The organism is bacterium Scap17 (assembly GCA_013376735.1).
Taxonomy (GTDB): Bacteria; Pseudomonadota; Gammaproteobacteria; order Pseudomonadales; family Halomonadaceae; genus Cobetia.
In genome coordinates, this window is record VINJ01000001.1 from 1596958 (window position 1) to 1617185 (window position 20228).

At 57.5% G+C, this 20228-nt stretch carries 17 protein-coding genes and 3 pseudogenes; 10 read left to right on the forward strand and 10 right to left on the reverse strand.

All coding sequences use genetic code 11. From position 1 onward, the window contains the following. Positions 1–52: 52 nt before the first annotated feature. On the forward strand, positions 53–1582 hold the full coding sequence (locus tag FLM52_06920; GenBank protein ID NVN55521.1) for an IS66 family transposase: 1530 nt from the start codon (positions 53–55) through the stop codon (positions 1580–1582). Between the two features lie 198 nt (positions 1583–1780). Continuing rightward, positions 1781–1960, forward strand: a pseudogene (locus FLM52_06925) (short chain dehydrogenase). Positions 1961–2080: 120 nt separating this feature from the next. Here FLM52_06925 and FLM52_06930 read toward each other — a convergent pair. Further along, positions 2081–4108: a TonB-dependent receptor gene (locus FLM52_06930; GenBank protein NVN55522.1), complete on the reverse strand. Its 2028-nt coding sequence runs from the start codon at positions 4106–4108 to the stop codon at positions 2081–2083. A 352-nt stretch (positions 4109–4460) separates the two neighbouring features. Between FLM52_06930 and FLM52_06935 the strand changes: the two genes are divergently transcribed. After that, a complete protein-coding gene (locus tag FLM52_06935) occupies positions 4461–5345 on the forward strand; it encodes an ABC transporter substrate-binding protein (protein NVN55523.1) in 885 nt (294 codons plus the stop codon). Positions 5346–5451: 106 nt separating this feature from the next. On the opposite strand, the gene FLM52_06940 is transcribed toward FLM52_06935, so the two are convergent. From FLM52_06940 to FLM52_06960, 5 genes are all read right to left on the reverse strand, one after another. Beyond that, positions 5452–6444, reverse strand: coding sequence for a nucleoid-associated protein YejK (locus FLM52_06940; protein NVN55524.1), 993 nt, complete (start codon positions 6442–6444; stop codon positions 5452–5454). 172 nt (positions 6445–6616) lie between these two features. Further along, the gene (locus FLM52_06945; protein ID NVN55525.1) at positions 6617–7630 is read right to left on the reverse strand and encodes a GTP-binding protein; all 1014 of its coding nucleotides are present in this window, start codon (positions 7628–7630) and stop codon (positions 6617–6619) included. Positions 7631–7693: 63 nt separating this feature from the next. Further along, positions 7694–9421, reverse strand: a complete 1728-nt coding sequence (locus FLM52_06950) for an amidohydrolase (protein NVN55526.1) — start codon at positions 9419–9421, stop codon at positions 7694–7696. 108 nt (positions 9422–9529) lie between these two features. Then, a complete protein-coding gene (locus tag FLM52_06955; protein ID NVN55527.1) occupies positions 9530–10909 on the reverse strand; it encodes a YjiH family protein in 1380 nt (459 codons plus the stop codon). A gap of 159 nt (positions 10910–11068) precedes the next feature. Next, positions 11069–11809: a class II aldolase/adducin family protein gene (locus FLM52_06960; GenBank protein ID NVN55528.1), complete on the reverse strand. Its 741-nt coding sequence runs from the start codon at positions 11807–11809 to the stop codon at positions 11069–11071. A gap of 191 nt (positions 11810–12000) precedes the next feature. On the opposite strand from FLM52_06960, the gene FLM52_06965 reads away from it, so the two are divergent. Continuing rightward, on the forward strand, positions 12001–12873 hold the full coding sequence (locus tag FLM52_06965) for a LysR family transcriptional regulator (protein ID NVN55529.1): 873 nt from the start codon (positions 12001–12003) through the stop codon (positions 12871–12873). Between the two features lie 65 nt (positions 12874–12938). Here FLM52_06965 and FLM52_06970 read toward each other — a convergent pair whose 3' ends face one another. Next, on the reverse strand, positions 12939–13976 hold the full coding sequence (locus FLM52_06970) for a LacI family DNA-binding transcriptional regulator (protein NVN55530.1): 1038 nt from the start codon (positions 13974–13976) through the stop codon (positions 12939–12941). 153 nt (positions 13977–14129) lie between these two features. Next, a complete protein-coding gene (locus FLM52_06975) occupies positions 14130–15134 on the reverse strand; it encodes a helix-turn-helix domain-containing protein (protein NVN55531.1) in 1005 nt (334 codons plus the stop codon). Between the two features lie 174 nt (positions 15135–15308). Here FLM52_06975 and FLM52_06980 point away from each other — a divergent pair, with 174 nt between their 5' ends. The 5 genes and pseudogenes from FLM52_06980 (at position 15309) to FLM52_07000 (ending at position 18401) form a co-directional block, all read left to right on the forward strand. Beyond that, positions 15309–16499 carry a Rieske 2Fe-2S domain-containing protein gene (locus tag FLM52_06980; GenBank protein ID NVN55532.1) on the forward strand — a complete coding sequence of 397 codons (1191 nt, stop codon included), beginning with the start codon at positions 15309–15311 and terminating at the stop codon, positions 16497–16499. Positions 16500–16518: 19 nt separating this feature from the next. Then, complete coding sequence (locus FLM52_06985; protein ID NVN55533.1) at positions 16519–16686, forward strand: rubredoxin; 168 nt, start codon at positions 16519–16521, stop codon at positions 16684–16686. After that, positions 16683–17852, forward strand: a complete 1170-nt coding sequence (locus FLM52_06990) for an FAD-dependent oxidoreductase (GenBank protein NVN55534.1) — start codon at positions 16683–16685, stop codon at positions 17850–17852. Before FLM52_06985 ends, FLM52_06990 begins: the two co-directional genes overlap by 4 nt. Positions 17853–17866: 14 nt before the next feature. After that, a complete protein-coding gene (locus tag FLM52_06995; protein ID NVN55535.1) occupies positions 17867–18337 on the forward strand; it encodes an AMP-binding protein in 471 nt (156 codons plus the stop codon). Beyond that, positions 18294–18401, forward strand: a pseudogene (locus FLM52_07000) (AMP-binding protein). Before FLM52_06995 ends, FLM52_07000 begins: the two are co-directional and overlap by 44 nt. On the opposite strand, the pseudogene FLM52_07005 reads toward FLM52_07000, so the two are convergent. Then, positions 18402–18656: pseudogene (locus tag FLM52_07005) on the reverse strand (IS3 family transposase). Positions 18657–18825: 169 nt separating this feature from the next. Then, positions 18826–19233 (reverse strand): Cd(II)/Pb(II)-responsive transcriptional regulator, encoded by a 408-nt coding sequence (cadR, locus tag FLM52_07010; protein NVN55536.1) that lies wholly within the window; start codon positions 19231–19233, stop codon positions 18826–18828. 95 nt (positions 19234–19328) lie between these two features. Here cadR and FLM52_07015 point away from each other — a divergent pair, with 95 nt between their 5' ends. Then, on the forward strand, positions 19329–20225 hold the full coding sequence (locus FLM52_07015; protein NVN55537.1) for a cation transporter: 897 nt from the start codon (positions 19329–19331) through the stop codon (positions 20223–20225). Positions 20226–20228 lie beyond the last annotated feature (3 nt).

Here is a 20228-nt window from a genome sequence, read left to right on the forward strand (position 1 = left end):
ATTCGCGGATGCGCTAATCCCGTTCTCGTCGGCGGGCTGGCATACTGGCGGAATGACGACGCCCCCTGACCTGACTCAACTCTCTCCCGATCAGCTCCGCCACTTGGCGGCAACGCTGATGACGCAGGTGGAGGAAAAGGAGAAAGCGCTACGCCACAGCGAGCAGGTCAATCAAAAGCTGACCTATGAAATGGCATTGCTCAAGCGCCACGCCTTCGGCAAGCGCAGCGAGCAGCTCAATGTCCTGCAGATCAGCCTGCTGGAGGAAGGGGTGGACGCCGACATTGCTGCCATCGAGACCGAGCTGGAAGAGCTCCACCTCACTGCTGCCACGCCAGTGGCAAGGAAGACGCCCAAGCGCACGCCCTTACCTCCCGAGCTACCGCGCACCGAGATTCATCATGATCCGGAGAATGATCACTGCCGGTGTGGTTGTCAGCTGAGGCGGATCGGCGAGGAAATCAGTGAGAAGTTGGATTACACGCCGGGCGTGTTCCACGTCGAGCGGCATATCCGTGGCAAGTGGGTCTGCGACCAATGCGAGACACTGACCCAGGCACCGATGCCGACGCAGATCATTGACAAGGGCATCCCCACCGCCGGCTTGCTGGCCCAGGTGCTGATCGCCAAATATGCTGATCACCTGCCACTCTATCGCCAGGAGCAGATCTTCGCCCGCGCCGGCGTAGCGATTCCGCGCTCCACCCTGGCCGAGTGGGTCGGCACCTGCGGGGTGCGACTTCAGCCGCTGATCGATGCACTGCGTGAAGTGTTGCTCAACGAGCCGGTGCTGCATGCCGACGAAACGCCGGTACCGATGCTGGCCCCTGGCAAGAAGAAGACGCACCGCGCCTATCTCTGGGCCTACGCCACCACCCCGTATGCCGGGTTGAAGGCCGTAATCTACGACTTCAGCGAGGGACGTGGCGGTCAACATGCCCGCGACTTCCTCGGGAAGTGGCGGGGCAAGCTGGTCTGTGACGACTACAGCGGCTACAAGCAGAGCTTCGCCAACGGTGTTACCGAGATCGGTTGCATGGCCCATGCCCGCCGTAAATTTGTCGATCTGCACGTCGCTGGCAAGAGCCAGATCGCCGGGCAGGCTATCGAACTGATCGGTCAGCTATACCAGGTGGAGCGTGAGGTACAGTCATTCAGTGCGGAAGAGCGTCAACGGCTGCGGGAGACGAAAGCAAAGCCCATCGCCGATGCGCTACATCGCTGGATGCTGGCGCATCGCGAGAAGGTTCCGAATGGTTCGGCGACGGCGAAAGCGTTGGATTACAGCCTGAAGCGCTGGGCGGCGTTGACGCGCTACCTGGATGACGGCGCGTTGCCGATCGATAACAACCGGGCGGAGAATCTGATTCGCCCCTGGGCGCTGGGGCGTTCAAACTGGCTGTTCGCCGGATCTCTGCGCAGTGGCCAGCGTGCTGCCACCATCATGAGCCTCATTCAGTGTGCCAAGCTGAACGGCCATGAGCCCTATACCTACCTGAAAAATGTGTTGGAAAGGCTGCCGACCCAAAAGGCTAGCCAAGTGCACGAACTTCTGCCCCATCATTGGCAGCATACTGCGTGATCACTCGCAAGCGGTGATGCCCGAACGCTTACTCAAGGCATGCAGAGTATCGATCTCGAAGTCCCTCACCACGATCTTGAGCCCCGGAGCTTCGCGGCGCAGTTCAGCCAAGAGCGTCGGTAGCACGATCTGTTGTGCGTAGTCTGTGGCGGAAATGACGAAGGTGCCCTGCACGGCTGCCGGGTCAAACTTCTGGGGAAATTGCCGCGTGGGATTCGCATCAACGCCATCAATCCCACCGTGCTGCAAGAGGCTTGGGACGTGTATGGCGAGATGATGCCGGGCTTCCAGCCCGTGTCTGGCGCACTGGTCGGCAAGGCGTTCGAGCGCTCCGTCGATGGCTTCATCACCGGGGAAGTGATCTTCGTGGATGCCTGATCGGGGAGAGAAAGGTGTCAGCCCGCGTGGCTGACCGACCTCTGATGTAATGAACTGAAACGCCACAAGGGGAGCCGAGGCTCCCCTTGTGGCGTAAGCATGACTGAATCCAGCCGAGGGTCAGAAGTCCATGGTCAGCCCCAGGTTCAACCGGCGGCCATCCAGTACCACGCCGTAGGTGTCATTGGTGACTTCCTTGTCAGCGATGTTGTAGAGGCCAGCCTTGACGCGGGCGTTCTCGTTCAAGGCATAGACAACGCCTACATCGAAGAAGGTATAGCTGGGGGTGCCTTCGCTCATGCTGGTACGTGACAGGTAATCACTGGTTTCGCCACGGTAGTTCCCCTGTGCCCACAGGTTGAGGTCGTGAGTGGCTTGCCAGTCCAGCGCCACGTTGAGCATATGTTCCGGGATCTTGTTCAAGGGCTCGCCCTTGAATTCACCACTTTTCTGCTCGGAGTCGGTGTAGGTGTAGCTGGAGCTAAGGTTCACGCTTGGCGTGATGGCATAGTCCAGTGACAGCTCGACGCCCTGCATGACAGCTTCGTCGATGTTGCGGTAGGTGCTGACGAAATAGTAATCAGTGCCGGCATAGTTGCACTCACGGAAGGCGGGGTCGGAGAAACCTGCATCCGGGCCCTGGCAGAGGCGGTCTTCGGAGATCTTGTCCTTGAACTGAGTGTAGAACAGGGTGGCGCCGGCGCTGAGTGTGCTTGACTGGTTCTGGAAGACGGTGCCCAGCTCGTAGTTGGTGCTGGTCTCCGGATCCAGCTCCTCGTTACCGATGATGACGGCGCTGCCCCGACCGGTTCGGCGCCCAAAGCCCTCTGTCGCAGCGGATAGACTCGGCTGACTATAGCCTGTGGAAACCCCGCCCTTGAGCGTCCATTGCGGATCAAGGTGATAATTGGCATAGACGCGTGGCGAGAGATGTCCGCCAAACAGCTCGTCATCGTCGTAGCGTAAGCCGGTGGTGACGTTGAGGTCCTCAGTCAGACTCCATTCCATCTCGACGAATAGTGCGGCAATCCAGCGATCGACGTTATCGACGGCACCCGGGACATTCGAATCCAGCAAGCCATTGGTTTCATCCGTCAGCTGCTCGAATTTGTACTGACCGCCGAAGGTCAGCATGTGGTCGCCCCAGAAGTACGTGGTCTGGTTGTTGAGCGTGGTAACTTCTTCGCGCTTCTCATCATCGGAGTCCAGCACGTTCTCCGAAATGTCGTGCTGTAGATAGGTGTCCGTGAGGAAGCTGCCATAACTTCCCTTGTGGCCAAGGGTATAGACATCCTTGTCGTAGCGATAACGACTGGTTTCGGAATCATCCGGGATGCTCACGCCAGCATTGTGAGTGTATTCCTTCTTGGAGGCGGTATAGCCGAGCGTGAACGCATTGTCCTCATCTGGTGTCAGCGTGAACTCGGCACCTCCTTGACGTGTATCGCTGTCGGGCATGCTTTCAGCATTGTCACTACCGCCCTGGTAATCGCTTTCTTCATAACCGGTCCAGTTGCCATGGACCTTGAGGCCAAGCAGGCCATCGACGAGCGGCCCGCTGGTATAGAAACTCAGCTGCTGCCCGTCGTTGCTGATGTCATTGAGCGAGTAGGTATATTCCGTCGTGACAGATCCCGACCACTCATCCGCCACCTTCTTGGTGATGATGTTGATGACGCCGCCCATGGCTTGTGAGCCGTACAGCGATGACATCGGTCCGCGAATCACTTCCACTCGCTCGATCATCGAGATCGGGGGGAGGCCAATCTGCTTGCCTTCATCATTGCCATTGGTATTGACGGAGCGGCCAGCCGAGAGAGGGCGGCCATCGATCATGTAAAGCGTGTAGCTGTTGTCCATCCCTCGAATACTGATGTCCTGAGAATTTCCGCCCCCCGTGACATAGACGCCAGGCACATTATCCATGGCATCTGTGATGTCCGTGTACGACTGCTTGTTGAGCTGCTCGCCGGTAATGACCGAGATACTGGCAGGAGCATCCGAGATCACCTGTTCGTAGCCGGAAGCTGTCACCACCACAGGTTCCAACTGGCTGGAGTCGTCAGCCTGTACGCCAGCAGGTAGGCAAGCGGCGGCGATACTGATGACCAAGGCCGATCGAGCAAAGGGGAGTGCGGGGACTGTCATGTTCCTGAATCCTTGAGATCGCGATTATGTCGTTATTGAGCCACGAGGTTTTTTAGGGCTGTGGGCCACTGAGTGCTCTGTTGACGTCGACTTCGGGTAGGGAATGCGACAGGCGTCATCGCATCAGTGTCGATCTTTTTCTCGTGTTTACGAAAACAAATGATAAACATTCGTATTTTTTAGTTTAGGTATGTTTCTTTGCTGTCAGAGTTGCGTTCTGCGCAACCCTCGGTGGTGGCATGGAGTCGTCCGTAAATTGCGGGTTGTGCAACGCACAGTTGCATGATTTTGAGGAAATAGCCGTGCTAGGATCGCAAACATAAATGATATTAATTATTATTCAATAAAGGGAATGTCGATGAACGTCGCTGGGCTCACCTTGTCTGTCTCTACTGTGTTGTTGGCTGCTTTACCTATTGGTGCCCAGGCACACGAAGTCGCCGGGGGAGAGCATGGCCCTTCCGTCGTGAGTTTGGACTGGGGCGCTGCCGATACGCTGGATGAGCTGGGCTTGGCCGAGCACCTCGTCGGGGTACCACATCAGTCTGCGCCCGCCTATGTGTCACACCTGGTCAAAGGTCGGGCAGATATCGGCGGGCTCAAGGAGCCTGATGTCGAGGCGATCGCGGGCCTGGAGCCGGACCTGATTCTGGTCACCGGTCGTCAGTCCGGATCACTTGAGGCGCTCAAGGCTGTGGCGGAAACGCGAGATGTCACTCTCAAGGAAGGTGACTACTTCGAAGCACTGAGCGACAAGGTACTGAGCTTGGCGTCCCCGTATCATGCTGAGGAAAAGGCACGTGAGAAGCTGGCAGCGCTCGAGTCGGATATCGCGACGGCGCGTGAAGGGCTGGCGGAAGATCTTGACGCGTTGGTTGTGATCCATAACGACGGTAGTTATGTTCTGCGCCAGGAGCCGATTGTCACTGAGCTGCTGCAGATCGATCAGCCGGCGCTGCCTAACTCCGTGGAGCCGGTCAGCCGTGGTGCGCGTACTTTCTACCCGCTGACGCCAGCGAATATTGCCGAGATGGCGCCGGATGCTCTGTATGTGGTTGATCGCAGTGCTGCCATTGGCCAGACCCCGATGGATGCTGACGCGCTTGAGGCCGCGCTGGCCGATGCTGGCGGGGCGGACATTGGTGTCACCGTGCTATCCCCGGGGCTTTGGTATCTCTCCGGCAATGGCTTGCAGAGTGTGCGTGCCCAGATGAATGAGATTCTCGAAGGACTGTAAAGGCCGGAGCACACGGTTTCTTGTCAGACACACGAAGGCCAGGCATCTGCCTGGCCTTCGTGTGTCTGACGGATATACATCAGGCGAGGTTGTCTGATCAGAGGCTTCAGCGTTGCTTGAGCTGATCGCGCAGCCCTGTCGGAACCTGTTTGATGATCAGACGGTCACTTGCTTCATCGTATTCCACCGAGTCGCCCAGCAGGTGCGAGTCAAAGCTGATCGAGACGCCCGCGGCGCGTCCGGTGAAGCGCTTGAACTGGTTGAGCGTCTTCTTGTCCGGCGGGATTTCCGGTGACAGTCCGTAGTCACTGTTGCGAATGTGGTCGTAGAAGGCCTGCGGATGCTCTTCATCGATCAGCTCAGACAGCTGATCCAGAGTGATCGGCTCGCCGAGCTTGGCCTGGTCGGTGGCATAATCGACTAGGGTATCGGTCTTTTCGCGGCTGGCTTCCTCGGCCATGTCTTCCTTCTCGACATAGTCGCTGAACGCCTTGAGCAGGGTGCGGGTTTCCTGGCCGGCATCCCGCTGCTCCTGTGCGCCCAGTGTTTCGGCGAAAGCCTCGGCGAGCTTGGTGCGTCCGCGATCACGCGCCCAGGATAGATAGGGGTGAGAGGTCGAGCTACCTTGCCACTGACTGATATCCAGTCGTGCGGCCAGCGACATCTGGGTCATGTTGAGCTGTCGGGCGGGGGTTACCGCGAGGGACTCGTCGATCGCGAAGCCGTCACGATGGTGCAGCAACGCCATGAACAGGTGGCGCGTCTCGCCCTGCTGGTGATCCACCACCAGCAGATGGCCGCCTGTTGGGAGATTGTCATCGATCAACGGCATGAGTCGACCGGCAAGCGTCTGGGTCAGGCTCGCGAAATCGGTTTCACCTGCGAGGAAAGACGCCAGCTCGGCAGGGAAGGCGGCAGGTGCGTCTTCATTGAAACGGCCCCAGTTCTTGGTCTTGCCGTGGTAGGCATCATTGAGCCCGGACACCAGATCCTCCAGTGCATCGGATGCCGGCAGGGCGGTGGCGGCAGGCACCAGCTGAGCCGGCGTCTCGCTATTGCCCTTGTCGATACGGTGAATGATGCTGTGCAGGATCGGCATGGAAACCTCCCTCGGCTGCGATGAACGGGCTGGGGATGATACCTGCCACGATTCGGCAGTGGTAGGGCTGTAGGCAGCCGGGGAGAGCGCCTTGGCTATACACCTTTTCTGCAAGGCGCCCATCAGGAGTTCACCTATCAGAAGAGCCTCTGACTTTATTTTGTTGAATGCATCAGTGGATGGCTGCTTTCGTCTCTACTTCGTCATGGCATGCCTCAAGGAGCATTCTCAAATTATTGGCATCCATAGTGCCGCGCTTTCCAATCACAATCAGTTGAGTGCCTGGCGTTTGTCCATTCCATGGTTCTGTAGGTGTGATCTCGCAACGTGCCCCTACAAGATGAAGAATACATTTCTGGTCGTGAGCTTCCGCGACATGACAAATGCCCTTGGCACGGTAAATAGTGGCGGGGAGGTTAGCCATCACCTTGCGAAGAGCCTTCAGGTTCAGTGGGATATCGCTTTGCCAGCTCCATGTATCGAATAGATTATCGTGATGGAGTGGGACTGCCCTGAACGTTCCAAACGCCATCGTGGATGCTGGGGAGTTACCGCTATCAGGGCTGACTGGTTCAGCAGTCACCTTTCTTTCCACACCGAGTAACAGCTCCAGTGGGACTACACCATATTCACTTTCTATCACGCGCGCGTTCGGATATAGCCAACGTGCCTTGAGTGAAGTGTGTTGATCTGGTGTTAGTAGGTCAGTTTTGTTGAGTATGATGATATCAGCAGCATCTAGCTGCTCGGTGGCAAGCCGTGTCATATCACTATCCAGATCATCAAATTGAGCAGCATCGACTACAGTCAGAATGCCATCGATATGGAGCGACTGACGAAACTGAGGATAGCGCAAGGTGTTGGCGATCTTGACAGGATTCGAGACACCGCTAGCTTCGATGACCAGATGCTCGGGGCGTTTCTGTGGGTCTGCCAACAGCGTGGAAAGTTGCGCGATCAAGTCACCCTCCACCGTGCAGCAGATACATCCATTCGCCAGACTGACGGTGGTCTGGGTCTGGCTGACGATCAACTGTGAATCAATGTTGATAGCCCCGAAGTCATTTACCATCACGGCCATGCGGCGACCGTGGTCACTGTTGAGCAGGTGATTGAGCAGCGTCGTTTTGCCCGCACCGAGAAAGCCTGCGACCAGCGTGACGGGAATGCTGTGTTGTTGTGTCATGGGAGTTTCTTCTCATTATTGAGTCAAGCCGCTTCGCTTGGCTCGTGGTCAGGAAGTCGGGTGTCAGAAGGCGGGCAGTGGTTCCTGCCAGGTAGCAGCCATATCGGTATCCGTGAAGGCTCCCAGACGATCCCATGTCACTTCTCCTTCCAGCAGAGTCAGCTCCACTTGTGTGGCATGCAGATTTCCCTTGATGGCGATATCGAAGAGGTCACGGTCCAGCACGATGAGGTCAGCCGACTTGCCGACTGATATTGATCCCGCGTGTTGTTCGATTCCCATGCACCATGCGCCGTTGATCGTCATGACACGGATGGCTTGCTCTAGAGAGATGGGGTGACCAAAGAACTGACCTTCTTCTTCACCGAAGGGGTTTTGACGGGTAATCATGGCTTCGAACCCGATCCACGGGTTCAGGCTGGAGACTGGCCAGTCTGTCCCCATCACGGCATTGCCGCCGGCCTCTATGACGCCCTTGAAGTTGTAGGCACGCTGCATGCGTTCTTCGCCGAAAACAGCGCGAGCATTCGCGAAGGAGGAGGGGAACCACCCCACGGGCGAGAATTCGGCAGTAACATCCAGTGCTTTGAAGCGTACAAGGTTGGTGTCCAGTAGCGTTGTGCTATGGGCGCATTGATGACGCACGCCATTATTGCCATTTCGTGCTCTTGCTTGAGCGACGGCATCCAGGAAGATATCGGAAGCTCCATCACCGGTGCAGTGCGCGATGACACGAACCCCTTTGCGATCCATGTCGACTACCATGTCGACGATATGCTCTGGCGTGAGATTCAGGTGTCCTCTCCAGTTCTTCTCGCCTGGCCAGGGAGTTGATAGATAGGACGAACGTGATTCATGGGTGCCATCGAAGTGAAACTTCACCGCATTGGCATTCAGGCGATTGCTTCGATAGTAATGACGCTCTCCTGCCAGTAGCTCCCAGCGCCGTTTGACCGGGAAGATATCATCCTGCCAGCTGATGGCTGCTTCTACTCGGACGGATAGCTTGCCATCTTGATCGAGACTGCGAAGTGCATTCAGGCGGTGTTCGCAGACGTGCACGTACTTGGTGCCCACCACGCCATGTCCACTCTGGAAATGCAGCCCCTCTCGATAGGCACGTGTCAGCGCATGCTGCGGTGTTGGTGGCATGGTAGCGTGGATGATGGCGTAGGCACCATCGACCAGAATGCCGGAAGGTTCATGGGTAATGGAGTCTCGCTCGATATAGCCATGACGTGGGTCCTGGGTCTCAGCGGTAATGTTTGCCAGCGCCAGTGCGCGCGAGTTGACCATCATGCAGCCCCATGAGCGATCAAGAATGGCCACAGGGCGATCAGGCATGAAGCTGTCCAGCCAGTCACGATCAGCGACCAACCCAGCCTGCTTGAAGGTATAGCGCACGAAATATTGGCCGTAGATCCAGCCATCGCCCGGATGACTGTCGGCGTAGTCGAGTATTGCCTGCTTGACCTCCTCCGGGGTGGGATCCTCAAAACCGATATTCAGATAGTCGGCATAGCCGGGCGCCAATGCCAGGTCGGGGTGAGTATGCATGTCATAAAGACCGGGCATCACGAATCGACCTTCAAGATCGATGACCTTGGTGTGGTCTCCAATGAAGGGCGTCACATCATCTTCATTACCGACGGCCATGAAGCGACCGCTGCGAATCGCGACGGCTTTCGCCCGGGGAGTATTGTCGTCCACGGTATGGATGTTGGCATTGATCAATACGATATCGGCAGTTTCTGCCGGTGAAGAGGCCGCTACAAAAGAAGGTGTCGTCAGAGTGCTGGAGGTAATCATTATCATGAACTCATAATCGAAAGGGGGAGGCACAGCACGAGAGAAGAGCGAGGCACGGGCGTGCATCACGATGGGATACACGCCCGTTCATCAGCCGATCATCCAATGGCCCAGCAGGGCGAGGATAGGTAGCGAGATCATCACTCGCAGGGCATAGATCATGACCAGGTCACGTAATGTGAGCCCAATGTCAGCTCTGACCAGGATGATGGCAGCTTCGGTAAAGAAGATGATTTGAGTGACAGCGACACCCGCCATCACGAAGCGTGTCACTTCGCTTTCGATTCCAGCACCTAGAATGGAAGGCATGATGCTGTCAACAATTCCGGCGAGTAGCGCGGGCGCTGCCTGAGCAGCCTCCGGAAGACGCAACAACTCCAGATAGGGCACCAATGGCAGTGATAGCACCTGGAATAACTGGGTGAACTCGATCAGCGCCAATCCGACACATCCCACCAACATCATGGCCGGATAGATGGAGAAGGCCACATCTGCGCTGATCTGAAGCCCTTGCTTGAGCTGTTCTGTGGGAGAGTTGGCTTTCTCGGCACGTTCGACGGCGCGGCGTAGACCAAGGGCCAGTACACCTTCTCCAGGACGACGGTCTGTCTTGAGCTGCTTGCCGACTGCGGGATGGTAGACCGGCAATTTGTTACGAAGCGGTGGCAGCTTGGGCACAATGATGGCGCACAGGACGCCGGTGATGGCAACGGCGATGTACCATTGAATGAACATCTCCTCGAGGCCGATCAGCTTTAGCAGCAAGTAAGAATACGCAATCGAGACGATCGAGAAGTTGGTCGCGATCGTGCACGCCTCACGACTGTTGTAAAACCCCTGACGGTACTGCTGAGTCGTAAGGATGATGCCCACGCTGGAGGCTGACAGCCAAGAGGCGAGGCAGTCCACCGCTGCTCTCCCCGGCAGGCCGAAGAGACGCTCGAACATGCGGCTGCACAAGGTGCCGGCGAACTCCATCAGTCCGTAGTCAGTCAGCAGAGGTAATAGCAGTGCTGACAGGAAGTAGATGGCCAGGACGACTGGGCCAACATCATAGAGCATTACGCCGCCGGTATTGCGACTCCATACCCACTCAGGTCCTACCTCAAAATAGACCATCGTCATCAACAAGGCGCCGATGACGCGTACGATGGTCCAGCCCATGCCGGGATTGAATAGCGTGATCAAACGCCCCTTGCGGTGGCGTAATGGACTGAAGGTGACGGCCAGGGTCATCAGACTAGGAATGATGGCGACCGCGGCTGTTGCTGTCACCATGAGGGGTTTGAGTACATCATTTATGTAGTCGATGACGAACGCGATCATGATCGTCATCCGACCATCAACACTGATCGGCGTAAAGAAAAGCAAAACGCCGAGAAGCGTGGGGATCAAGCATTTGAGCAGCTGTTTCGTGCTATAGCGAGATTGAGGGACTTCTGAGGCGACGGGAGTCGGGCGGTCGGTCATGGGACGCGTACCTTTTTTATAGTTGTAATGACGAGTTGATGGTTTTCATGAATCATCAATCGTTGCTTTTACGATGCCATCGTGCAGGCAGCTCGTGCCAGGGTGGATGTATCCAGCGAGAGTAATTCTGCCAAGCTCATCCGGAAATGGTGTGCCGTTCTAGTGACGAAAGTCGGGCGCTTCTCTATCCAGGCGCCGTAGTTCTGCGGCCCAGGTCAAATCTACGCTCTCTGCGTGGTAGCGTGGGTTCTCAAACTGCTGGGCGGTGTATTCACATTCCTGTGCAGAAGGCATTATGAGTGGGCGGCCTGCTTTCATTGCTTCAAGTTGAATCTCGCAAGCCTTGTTCAGATAGAACATGTTGAAGTAAGCCTCAGCAACGCTGCGACCAGTGGTCAGTAATCCATGATTGCGCAGAATGGCACACTGCCGATCACCAAGTGCTGCCACGATGCGATTACGGACTTCAAGATCGAGTGGAATACCTTCGTAGTTGTAGTAGGCCACGCGATTGTAAAAGGCCATGTTGGTTTGATTAAGAGGAAGAAGCCCCTCTTCCAATGCCGCGACTGCCATGCCAGCCAAGGTATGAGTATGCATGACGCATACAGCATCATGACGATGCATGTGGATGGCACTGTGAATCGTGAAGCCTGCAGGATTTACCTCAGGATCATCAATGTTCAGTTTCTGGCCATCAATGCCAATAGTGACCAGATTGGAGGCGGTAATCTCCTCTGGTAGCAAGCCATAGGCATTGATCAGGAAAGCCGGTGTCTCGCCTGGCAGGCGTACGGATATATGAGTGAAGACTTGATCGCTCCAGCCATTTCGCTCCAGCAGGCGATAGGCGGCGGCCAGGTCGACTCTCAAGGTTTCTTCAATCGCGGGTTTTGGCATGTGGCGCACTCTCGGACGGGAAGGCATGGGACAGTGGTGTGGCTCAGGACACGGGATAAGGGCGTGCTCATCCTGTGGCAGGCTGGCCTTGTATGCATCCTAGGTTGCTTGTGAGAGAGCGGATATCGATTTATTCTCCAGAAGTTCATTCCAAAAAGTCATGACCTGCCATGCAACGACAGCTCCCCAGCATGATATCTCTTCGGTGCATCGTCGCTTTCGCACGCTTTTCCAGCGTCACAAGAGCCGCCGAAGAGTTGAATCTCACTCAGAGTGCCGTAAGTCGCCAGATCAAGAATCTGGAGGAGTTTCTGGGCTGCCCGCTGGTAACGCGTTCTCGACAGCGGCTTACGCTCAATGAGTTGGGGCAAGCCTATGTGCACGAGATAGCGCCGTTGTTGGAGAGTCTTGAAACAGCGACTCATCATGTCCGCACCAGTCACGTTGGCCATCTGCGTATCGGAGCTGAACCTTCGTTTACCTCTCGCTGGTTATTGCCCAAACTCAAGTCATATGCAGTACTCAATCCCGAGATTGAGCTCGAGATCATGAATGATCTGCGCCGGCTTTATGACAGTCATGAAGGCTATGATGTTGGCATCCTTTTTGGGGAGGGTGAATGGCCAGGATTTGATGCACGTTTTCTCATGTCCAGTGAGCTACTTGCTGTGTGTACACCGGACTTGCTGACTGAAAAAGGTCCTGTCATTGAGCGGCAGGATATTCTGCGTTACCCGATTCTCCATCATGTGGCGCATTCACCTTTGATGAAGTCTTCCACTCAGTTGTGGTTGGAAGCAGCGGGGCTATCGATCAGAGAGTGCAATGCATTACCAGGGCAGCGGTTGGAGCATTTTCAGTTTGTTCTTGAAGCGGCTTTGCATGGGCTTGGGATAGCCATATTACCGCGCTATTTCGTGACACCAGAACTTGCTGAGGGGCGCTTGGTGATCGCAAGCCCCTCACCCTTGAGGTGCGGTGGTTATTACGTAGTTGTGCCCTCAGGGCAGCATGACCCCAAAGTCAGTCGTTTTGCGGATTGGTTGTTGTCTTGGGAGTCTTGATATAGGCGACTATCAGAGGACTGCCTGGTGCGCTGTACATCTTAGGACTGCCAATGGCTCCTTCCTCACGGACAGGTTTCACCCTTGATGAGCCGAGTCGTCAGCAGGCGAGTCGAGGCGGGTTCCAGCCCCAGAATCATTCGCGCGGCAAGGCGGCCTTTCTCGGTACTGTCCTGCTGGACCGTGGTCAGGCGTGGTGAGCGATATTGACCTTCCTCGATACCATCAAAGCCGGTGATACGCAGGTCTTCGGGAATCCGGATGCCGCGTTGTTCGGCCAGGGTCACGGCGGTCAACGCGATACGGTCGGACATGCATAGCAGGAGGTCTGGCCGTTCACTGGCCGGAAGATCCAGAATCTCTGCCAGCACCGGTGCGCAGACCTCGTAGGTGTTTTCCTCGATGTTCCACATCGCCACAGAATCGGGGGAGATATCCTGCTCAGCCAGCGCACGATGAAAACCTGCCAGACGCGAGCGGGTGATTGTCTGACCCGTCGGTAGCAGTGCGTGGGCACTGGTGATACGTCCATTGCAGGGTGTTTCGGTCAGGCGCAGGTTGACGATGCCGATGCGACTGGTGGGTGTCTTCAGGGCATGTTGCGCGATGGCGTAGCTAGCGGGCTCATTATCCACGTGGATGGCGGGTTGATCGCCCAGATCGAAGTCGACTGCCACGATGGGCTTGTGACCCGCACTCTGGAGTTCCTCCTCCAGCGCCATGCTGGCCATCAGCCCGTAGACAATGAAACCATCGGCAATGCTGGAAGATCCTGGTACCTGTGAGGCATCTTGGCGACCCGAGAGCAGCAGTAGGGTATGGCCATGGGCGTCGAGCACTTCTGCGATGCCCGACAGCAGCTCGCTGGCGACCGCATCCTTGAGACTGTAGGTCAGTGTCTCCGCAAGTACTACGGCGATGATCCGTGAGTGCCCCGTGCGTAGACTGCGCGCCTTGGCGTCCGGGCCACGGTAACCAAGGCGTTTGGCCTCCTCGAGAATCCGCTCACGCAATGCTGGCGAGAGCTGGTCGGGGCGGTTGAAGGCGTTGGAGACACTGGCAGTGGAGACGCCGAGTTGTGTGGCTAGCTCCTTGAGAGTGATACGGCGAGGCGATGACACAGGCGTCGGGTTCCTGGAGTGGAGGCTGATACGGTCAAGAGTAATTCAGGATATCGATCAGTCGTAAGCGTTCGGGCATCACTCGCAAGCGGTGATGCCCGAACGCTTACGATGAATCGCTGAAAACGCCGTTGGTTATTTCGCGCTGGGCAGGGAGCGGCGGTAGGCGCCCGGGCTTTGGCCAAAGGCTTTACTGAAGTTACGGCAAAACACCGTGGCCGAGGAAAAACCGCTTTGCTCGGCTACCTGCTGGATCTGCAGGTCAGTGGCGCCCAGCAGGCGCCGCGCATTGTTCAGCCGATGACGCTGCAGGTAGTGGATAGGCGTCATGCCGGTGGCGGCTAGAAAGCGCCGGGACAGGGTGCGGGGCGTCACACTGAGCTGGTGGGCCAGTAGCGGCAGGGTCAGCGCGTCGGTCAGATGCAGGCGCATGTAGTCGCGGGCGGCGTCCACCAGGGTGTCGTTGCAGCTGGGCTCGAGAAATACCGGCAGCGGTGCGTCCTTGTCGCGGATGGTGAAGTAGTGAGAGGCAAACTCGGCTGAGCGGTCGCCGAGAAAGCGCTGGATCAGCAGCAGGGTCGCATCGAAGGTCGCCGGTGTGGTCGCGGTGGTGATGATGCGATCCGCCTCGACCATCTGCAGGCGGGGGCTAACGCGAACCTTGGGGTAGCGCTGTCGGAAGATGTTCTCCGACGCCCAGTGAATGGTCGCCTCTCGACCGTCCAGCAGGCCGGCCTCGGCCAGATGAAAGACACCTGTCACCAGCCCTACCACAGTCGCTCCGCCGCTGTGCTGTTGTTTCAGCCACTGCAGTGCCGGGCGGGTGCGCTCCAGATTGTCCATTGACAGCCCCCAGACTGATGGCAGTACCACCACATCGAATTGGCGCTCGCCCACGTCGGCAAAGTACTGGGTATCAAAACGCAGGCCGGAGAAGCCGCTTACCGGCTCTGGCGTGCAGCGCAGGAACGTCTCGCCAAAGCCACGCCAGGCGCTGTTTTTAAACAGCCCTGCGCTCAGCTGCATGCCCTGGAAAACCTCAGCCATGCTGATGATTGTGCTGCTCCAGAACCGCTCGGGAATCAGGTAGGCAACCTCAATGGCGCGTTGTGCGGTGGAGACTGTAGGTGGCTGCGGCATGGGTTTGTCCGGTGGTGTTGGTTGGCGGTGCAATAGCCATTATGTCTTAAAAAGTTGATAAGTGGTCTTTTATGGTCATTTGGCGTTGATTAAGTATTGATAAAGTTAGCCCCATCAACCGCCAAGACCCGCCGCGGCCGCGCCGCAGGAGGGCTACCTGATGAGGACCTGACCATGGATCGCCAGACGGAAATTCGACTGATCAAGCAGGCGCTGGAGCTGAAGGCGCGTGGTGAGACGCAGTACCACGAATCGACTCAGACCCACGCCACTGACCGCTACATCTCCGCTGCCTGGTTTGAGCGCGAGAACGATATGCTGTTTCAGCGCCAGCCTATTGCGCTTGCGGCTGGCGCCGAAATACCCAACCCCGGCGACTACCTCAGTGTGGAGTGGGTCAAGGGTGTACCGCTGTTGCTGGTGCGGGGTGAGGATCAGCAGGTTCGGGTGTTTGCCAACGCCTGCCGACATCGCAATGCCCGGCTGGTAGCAACCGGTGAAAGCGGTTGTCGCAAGCGCTTTGTCTGCCCCTATCACGCCTGGACCTACGACACCCGGGGCAACCTAGCCGGAGCGCCGGATTTTGAGCGCGGCTTTGCTGATCTGGACCAGCAGAAGCTCGGGCTGGTCGAGTTTCACTGTCGGGAGCTGGGCGGCATGGTGTTCTTCCACCCGGACCGCAATGCCGAAGTGCCCGAGGATCTGCTGGCGTCGGAAATGGCGTCCGGCTTTGACTACCTCAAGCTTGCTGCCCAACGGGTCTACAAGCGCCGCAGCTATGTGATCAAGGCCAACTGGAAGATCCTGCTGGAAGGTGGCATTGAGGCCTATCACTTCAATGTGGCCCACAAGAACACGCTGGCGCCGTTCTTCCTTGGCAACATCTCGACTTGGGAAAGCTGGGGCGATTTGCAGATGCGCATGATTCTGCCGAAAAAGCCGATGCTGGAGGCCGCCGAGCTGCCGGAGCAGGCGTGGGACATGCGCAAGATGGCCAACATCATTTTTACGCTGACGCCGGCGGTTTTGTTACTGGCCCAGCCGGACAACATCTCGCTGATTCGCATGGTACCGCTGTCAGCTGGTGAGACCCGCATTGAAGAAGTGCTGCTGGTAGATCCTCCGCAATCGGGCGCCGAGCAGTGGTCAGAGCAGGAGCTGACCATCCACGAGACCAACCACAACCTGGTTCACAAGATTCTGATGGAAGACTGGGTGCTGGGCGAAACCATTCAGGCCAACATGGCCAGCGGAGTGGTCGACGAGATTCACTTTGGCCGCTTCGAATCTGCGCTGACCTGGTTTCACGAACAGTACGCACGCTTGATGGCGCTTGATGACGGCGTCATCGCGCGGCTGGCCTGAGGCGGCGGAGGGTTAGACGATGAAAAAGTGGCAATGCGTGGTCTGCGGCCTCATTTACGACGAGGCTCTGGGCTGGCCGCAGGACGGTATCGCCCCGGGTACCGCCTGGGAAGATGTACCGCCTGACTGGATGTGCCCCGATTGCGGCGTCGGTAAGGACGAGTTCGAAATGGTGGAGCTGTCGTGAGCGCGCCTATCGTGATTGTTGGCAGTGGCCTGGCTGGCTATACGGTTGCGCGCGAGCTGCGCAAGCGCGACAGCAGTACGCCGTTGGTGATGCTGACGGAGGACGATGGTGCCTTCTATTCAAAGCCATTGCTATCCAATGCGCTCGCCAAGGGTACAAGCGCCGATGCGCTGGTCAGTGCTGACTGCGACAGCATGGCGGCGCAATTGAATATGCGCATCCTGCCCTTTAGCCGGTTGGTGTCCATTGAGCCGACTCAGCATCAGTTGGTGTGTGAGGGCCAGCGGCTCGACTATCGCGCGTTGGTGTTAGCGGTCGGCGCCGAAGCGACGACGCTGGCGATACCCGGAATCGACCTGCCCGGAGTGCTGTCGGTCAACTCGCTGACCGACTACCGCCCGTTTCGCGAGCAGCTTGAGGTGGCTGAGCGGGTATTGATCATGGGGGCCGGGCTGATCGGTTGCGAGTTTGCTAACGACCTGCTGGCTGCCGGTAAACAGGTTGAGCTGGTTGATCCGCTCGCCTCGCCGCTGGCCGCTTTAGTGCCCGAGCGAGCCGGGCAGGCGCTGGCCACTGCGCTGACCCAGGCCGGCGCGCATTTTCATATGGGGCGCCGGGTAGCGTCGCTGGCGCCGAGTCAGGGGAGGCTGCAAGCCAGCCTTAGCGATGGTCAGACGACGGAAGTCGATCTGGTGCTTGGCGCTGTAGGACTGACGCCACGCACGGGATTGGCGCGGACTGCCGGCCTTCGCTGCGGGCGCGGCATCTGTACCGATGCGCAATTGGCCACCAGCGAGCCGGATATCTACGCCCTGGGCGACTGCGCCGAGGTGCAAGGGCTGTGGCAGCCCTACGTGATACCGCTGATGAGCGCGGCCCGTGCGTTGGCGGCCACGCTGACCGGCCAGCCCACAGCAATGAGTTACCCACCCATGCCCATCATCGTCAAAACACCCGTTTGCCCCATGGTTGTACTGCCGCCACCGGCTGTAGTCGGAGAGTGGCATTGGCAGGGGACTGGCGTTGATCTGCAAGGTGAATTTCGTGATTCGCAGGGCGCCTTGCGCGGCTTTGTGCTGAGTGGCGTGCAGGTGGCGCAGCGCCAGGCGTTGCTCAAGGTATTGCACTACTCCGATAACAATGAACAACACAGCTCACTAGCGTAAGTGCAGAGGGCCTGATGAGAGGACATATTGTTGAACAATTGGCGCGGCACTGCGCCGCTCGACCACAGGCGATTGCCTGTGCCGATGGCTCGCGCCAATGGTGCTTCGCTGAGTTGCGCGAGCTTGCTGACCAGTTAGCTGCGCGGTTGCGGGCAGAGGGAGTGCCGCAGGGGGGGGGGGGGGTGTATAAGAGACAGGGGGAGCGTTTGGCTGTGCTGACCCGTTCACACCTGGATGCGCTGGTCGCCTTGCTGGCGGCCCAGCAACTCGGGCTGATCTACATGCCGCTTAACTGGCGCCTGTCGATTGAGGAGCAGGCCTACGTGTTGGGACATGGCGCGCCCGCCCTGGTGCTGGCCGACGCTGACCTGGCGCAGCTGTATGCCGAGGCCCTGCAGAGTATTTCTTGCCTGGTGGATGTGGTCCGAGGGCTAACGCCGGCTGCGGAGGGGGAGAATAGTGGAGCCTTCCGCGCAAAGCCTTGAGGATGCCGGCTTGCTGCTCTACTCCTCCGGTACTACAGGGCGCCCCAAGGGCGTGCTGCTCTCGGTACCTCGGCGGCTGCGAACTCATCAGCCCCAGCTGCTTCATCCGCCTGCTGGCCCGATAACGACTCAACTGTATTCCTGCCTGCGTGACCATTTTTGCAATACTGCGAGCGCCGGCAGCGCCGTTACTGACGGTATGCGCCTCGACAACCTGATCCAGCAGCTTCTGTTCAGTCTCACAAGATCTTCTATCCCGACTACGCCAAGCCCGGTAGCTACTGCGATGCACCCCAAACACCTGACACAAGTGCTGCATCGCGTAGCTCTCTTCAAGTCGCTCGATTATCGAGAATTGCTCAGGGAGTCCGACATCAAGAGAGCGGTAGCCTTTTTTAATAGGGTAAGCGGATTAAATGGTTGATCTTACCTTTGCATGAGAGTGAGACAGACCGGCATCTCATCGGATTATCTGGTTGATGCTTCACCTACTGCTGGTGCATGTTTCCTTCGCTAATTCCAGCAAGAACCCCACACGCCTCAACTTCCCGGTCATCGTTGCAACTCGCTCTCAGTGAAACGAGTTGTTTCTCAAGCGCTTGCAGAGCGGTTATCTGCGACCGCACATGAGAGATGTGATCATCGAGCAAGGTGTTGACGGCGGTACAAGGCTGATGAGGGTCGTCCTGATAGCTCTGTAGTTCGTGAATCTCAGCCAGTGACAGGCCCAGGATTCTGCAGCGACGGATGAAGGCCAGCCCCTCACCATGCTTCTCGGTATAGACACGGTAACCGTTGTCCTGCCGATCAGGCGGCGGCAACAAGCCCTGCTGTTCATAGAAGCGGATCGTCTGTGTTTCGACCCCTACCAACTGCGCCAACTGACCAATGCGCATCAGCCTCCTCCCCAACGGATTCTTTACTCTATTGACCTTATAGTAGCTTTATAGTTTTAAATGGTACCACAACATTGTTCAAGTGGAGTCGTATCATGAGCAAATCCTGTGGTGGCGCCTGTGGCGGTGATGCAACGTCCGCAGCGGATACCGATATACAGGCCTCCTCCGAGGCGCCAGGGAGATGGGTCAGTGTTTATGCCGTGCCGAAGATGGACTGTCCATCAGAAGAACGAATGATTCGCCTAGCCCTGAACGGCTTTGAGGAGATTCGGGCGCTGTCCTTCGACTTGTCGAACCGCCGGCTGAAGGTCGTGCATGACGGCGAGGTCGAGCCCGTCACCTCGAAACTGAAGACCTTGGGGCTAGGCGCCTCGCTTCAGGAAACCGTCGCTGCAAATCCGGAGACCATCAAGGCCGCCGAGTTTTCGGCAGCTTCTGCTAAGCAAGAATCCGGGACCCTGCGCTGGTTGCTCGGCATCAATGCACTTCTGTTCGTGGTGGAAATGACTGCCGGTCTGATCGCCCGGTCCACCGGCCTGATTGGAGAATCCCTGGACAATTTTGCCGATGCGGCGGTGTACGGGCTTGCCCTTTATGCGGTTGGACATAGCGTGAAAATGCAGGTACGTGCCGCGCATCTTGCTGGTGTACTGCAACTGATCTTGGCTGTGGGCGTGCTCGTAGAGGTGGTGAGACGCTTTGTATTCGGTAGTGAGCCTGAATCGCTGGTGATGATGGCTATCGCATTCGTCGCATTGATTGCCAATACCAGTTGTCTGCTGCTCATATCCAAACATCGGGAAGGCGGGGCGCACATGAAGGCAAGCTGGATATTCTCGGCCAACGACGTGGTGATCAACCTGGGGGTCATCACCGCCGGCGCCCTGGTCGCGTGGACCGGTTCCAATTATCCGGATCTGATTATCGGCACCATCGCGGGGGGCATTGTACTTAACGGTGCCAGACGCATTTTGGCGTTGAAGGGTTAAATA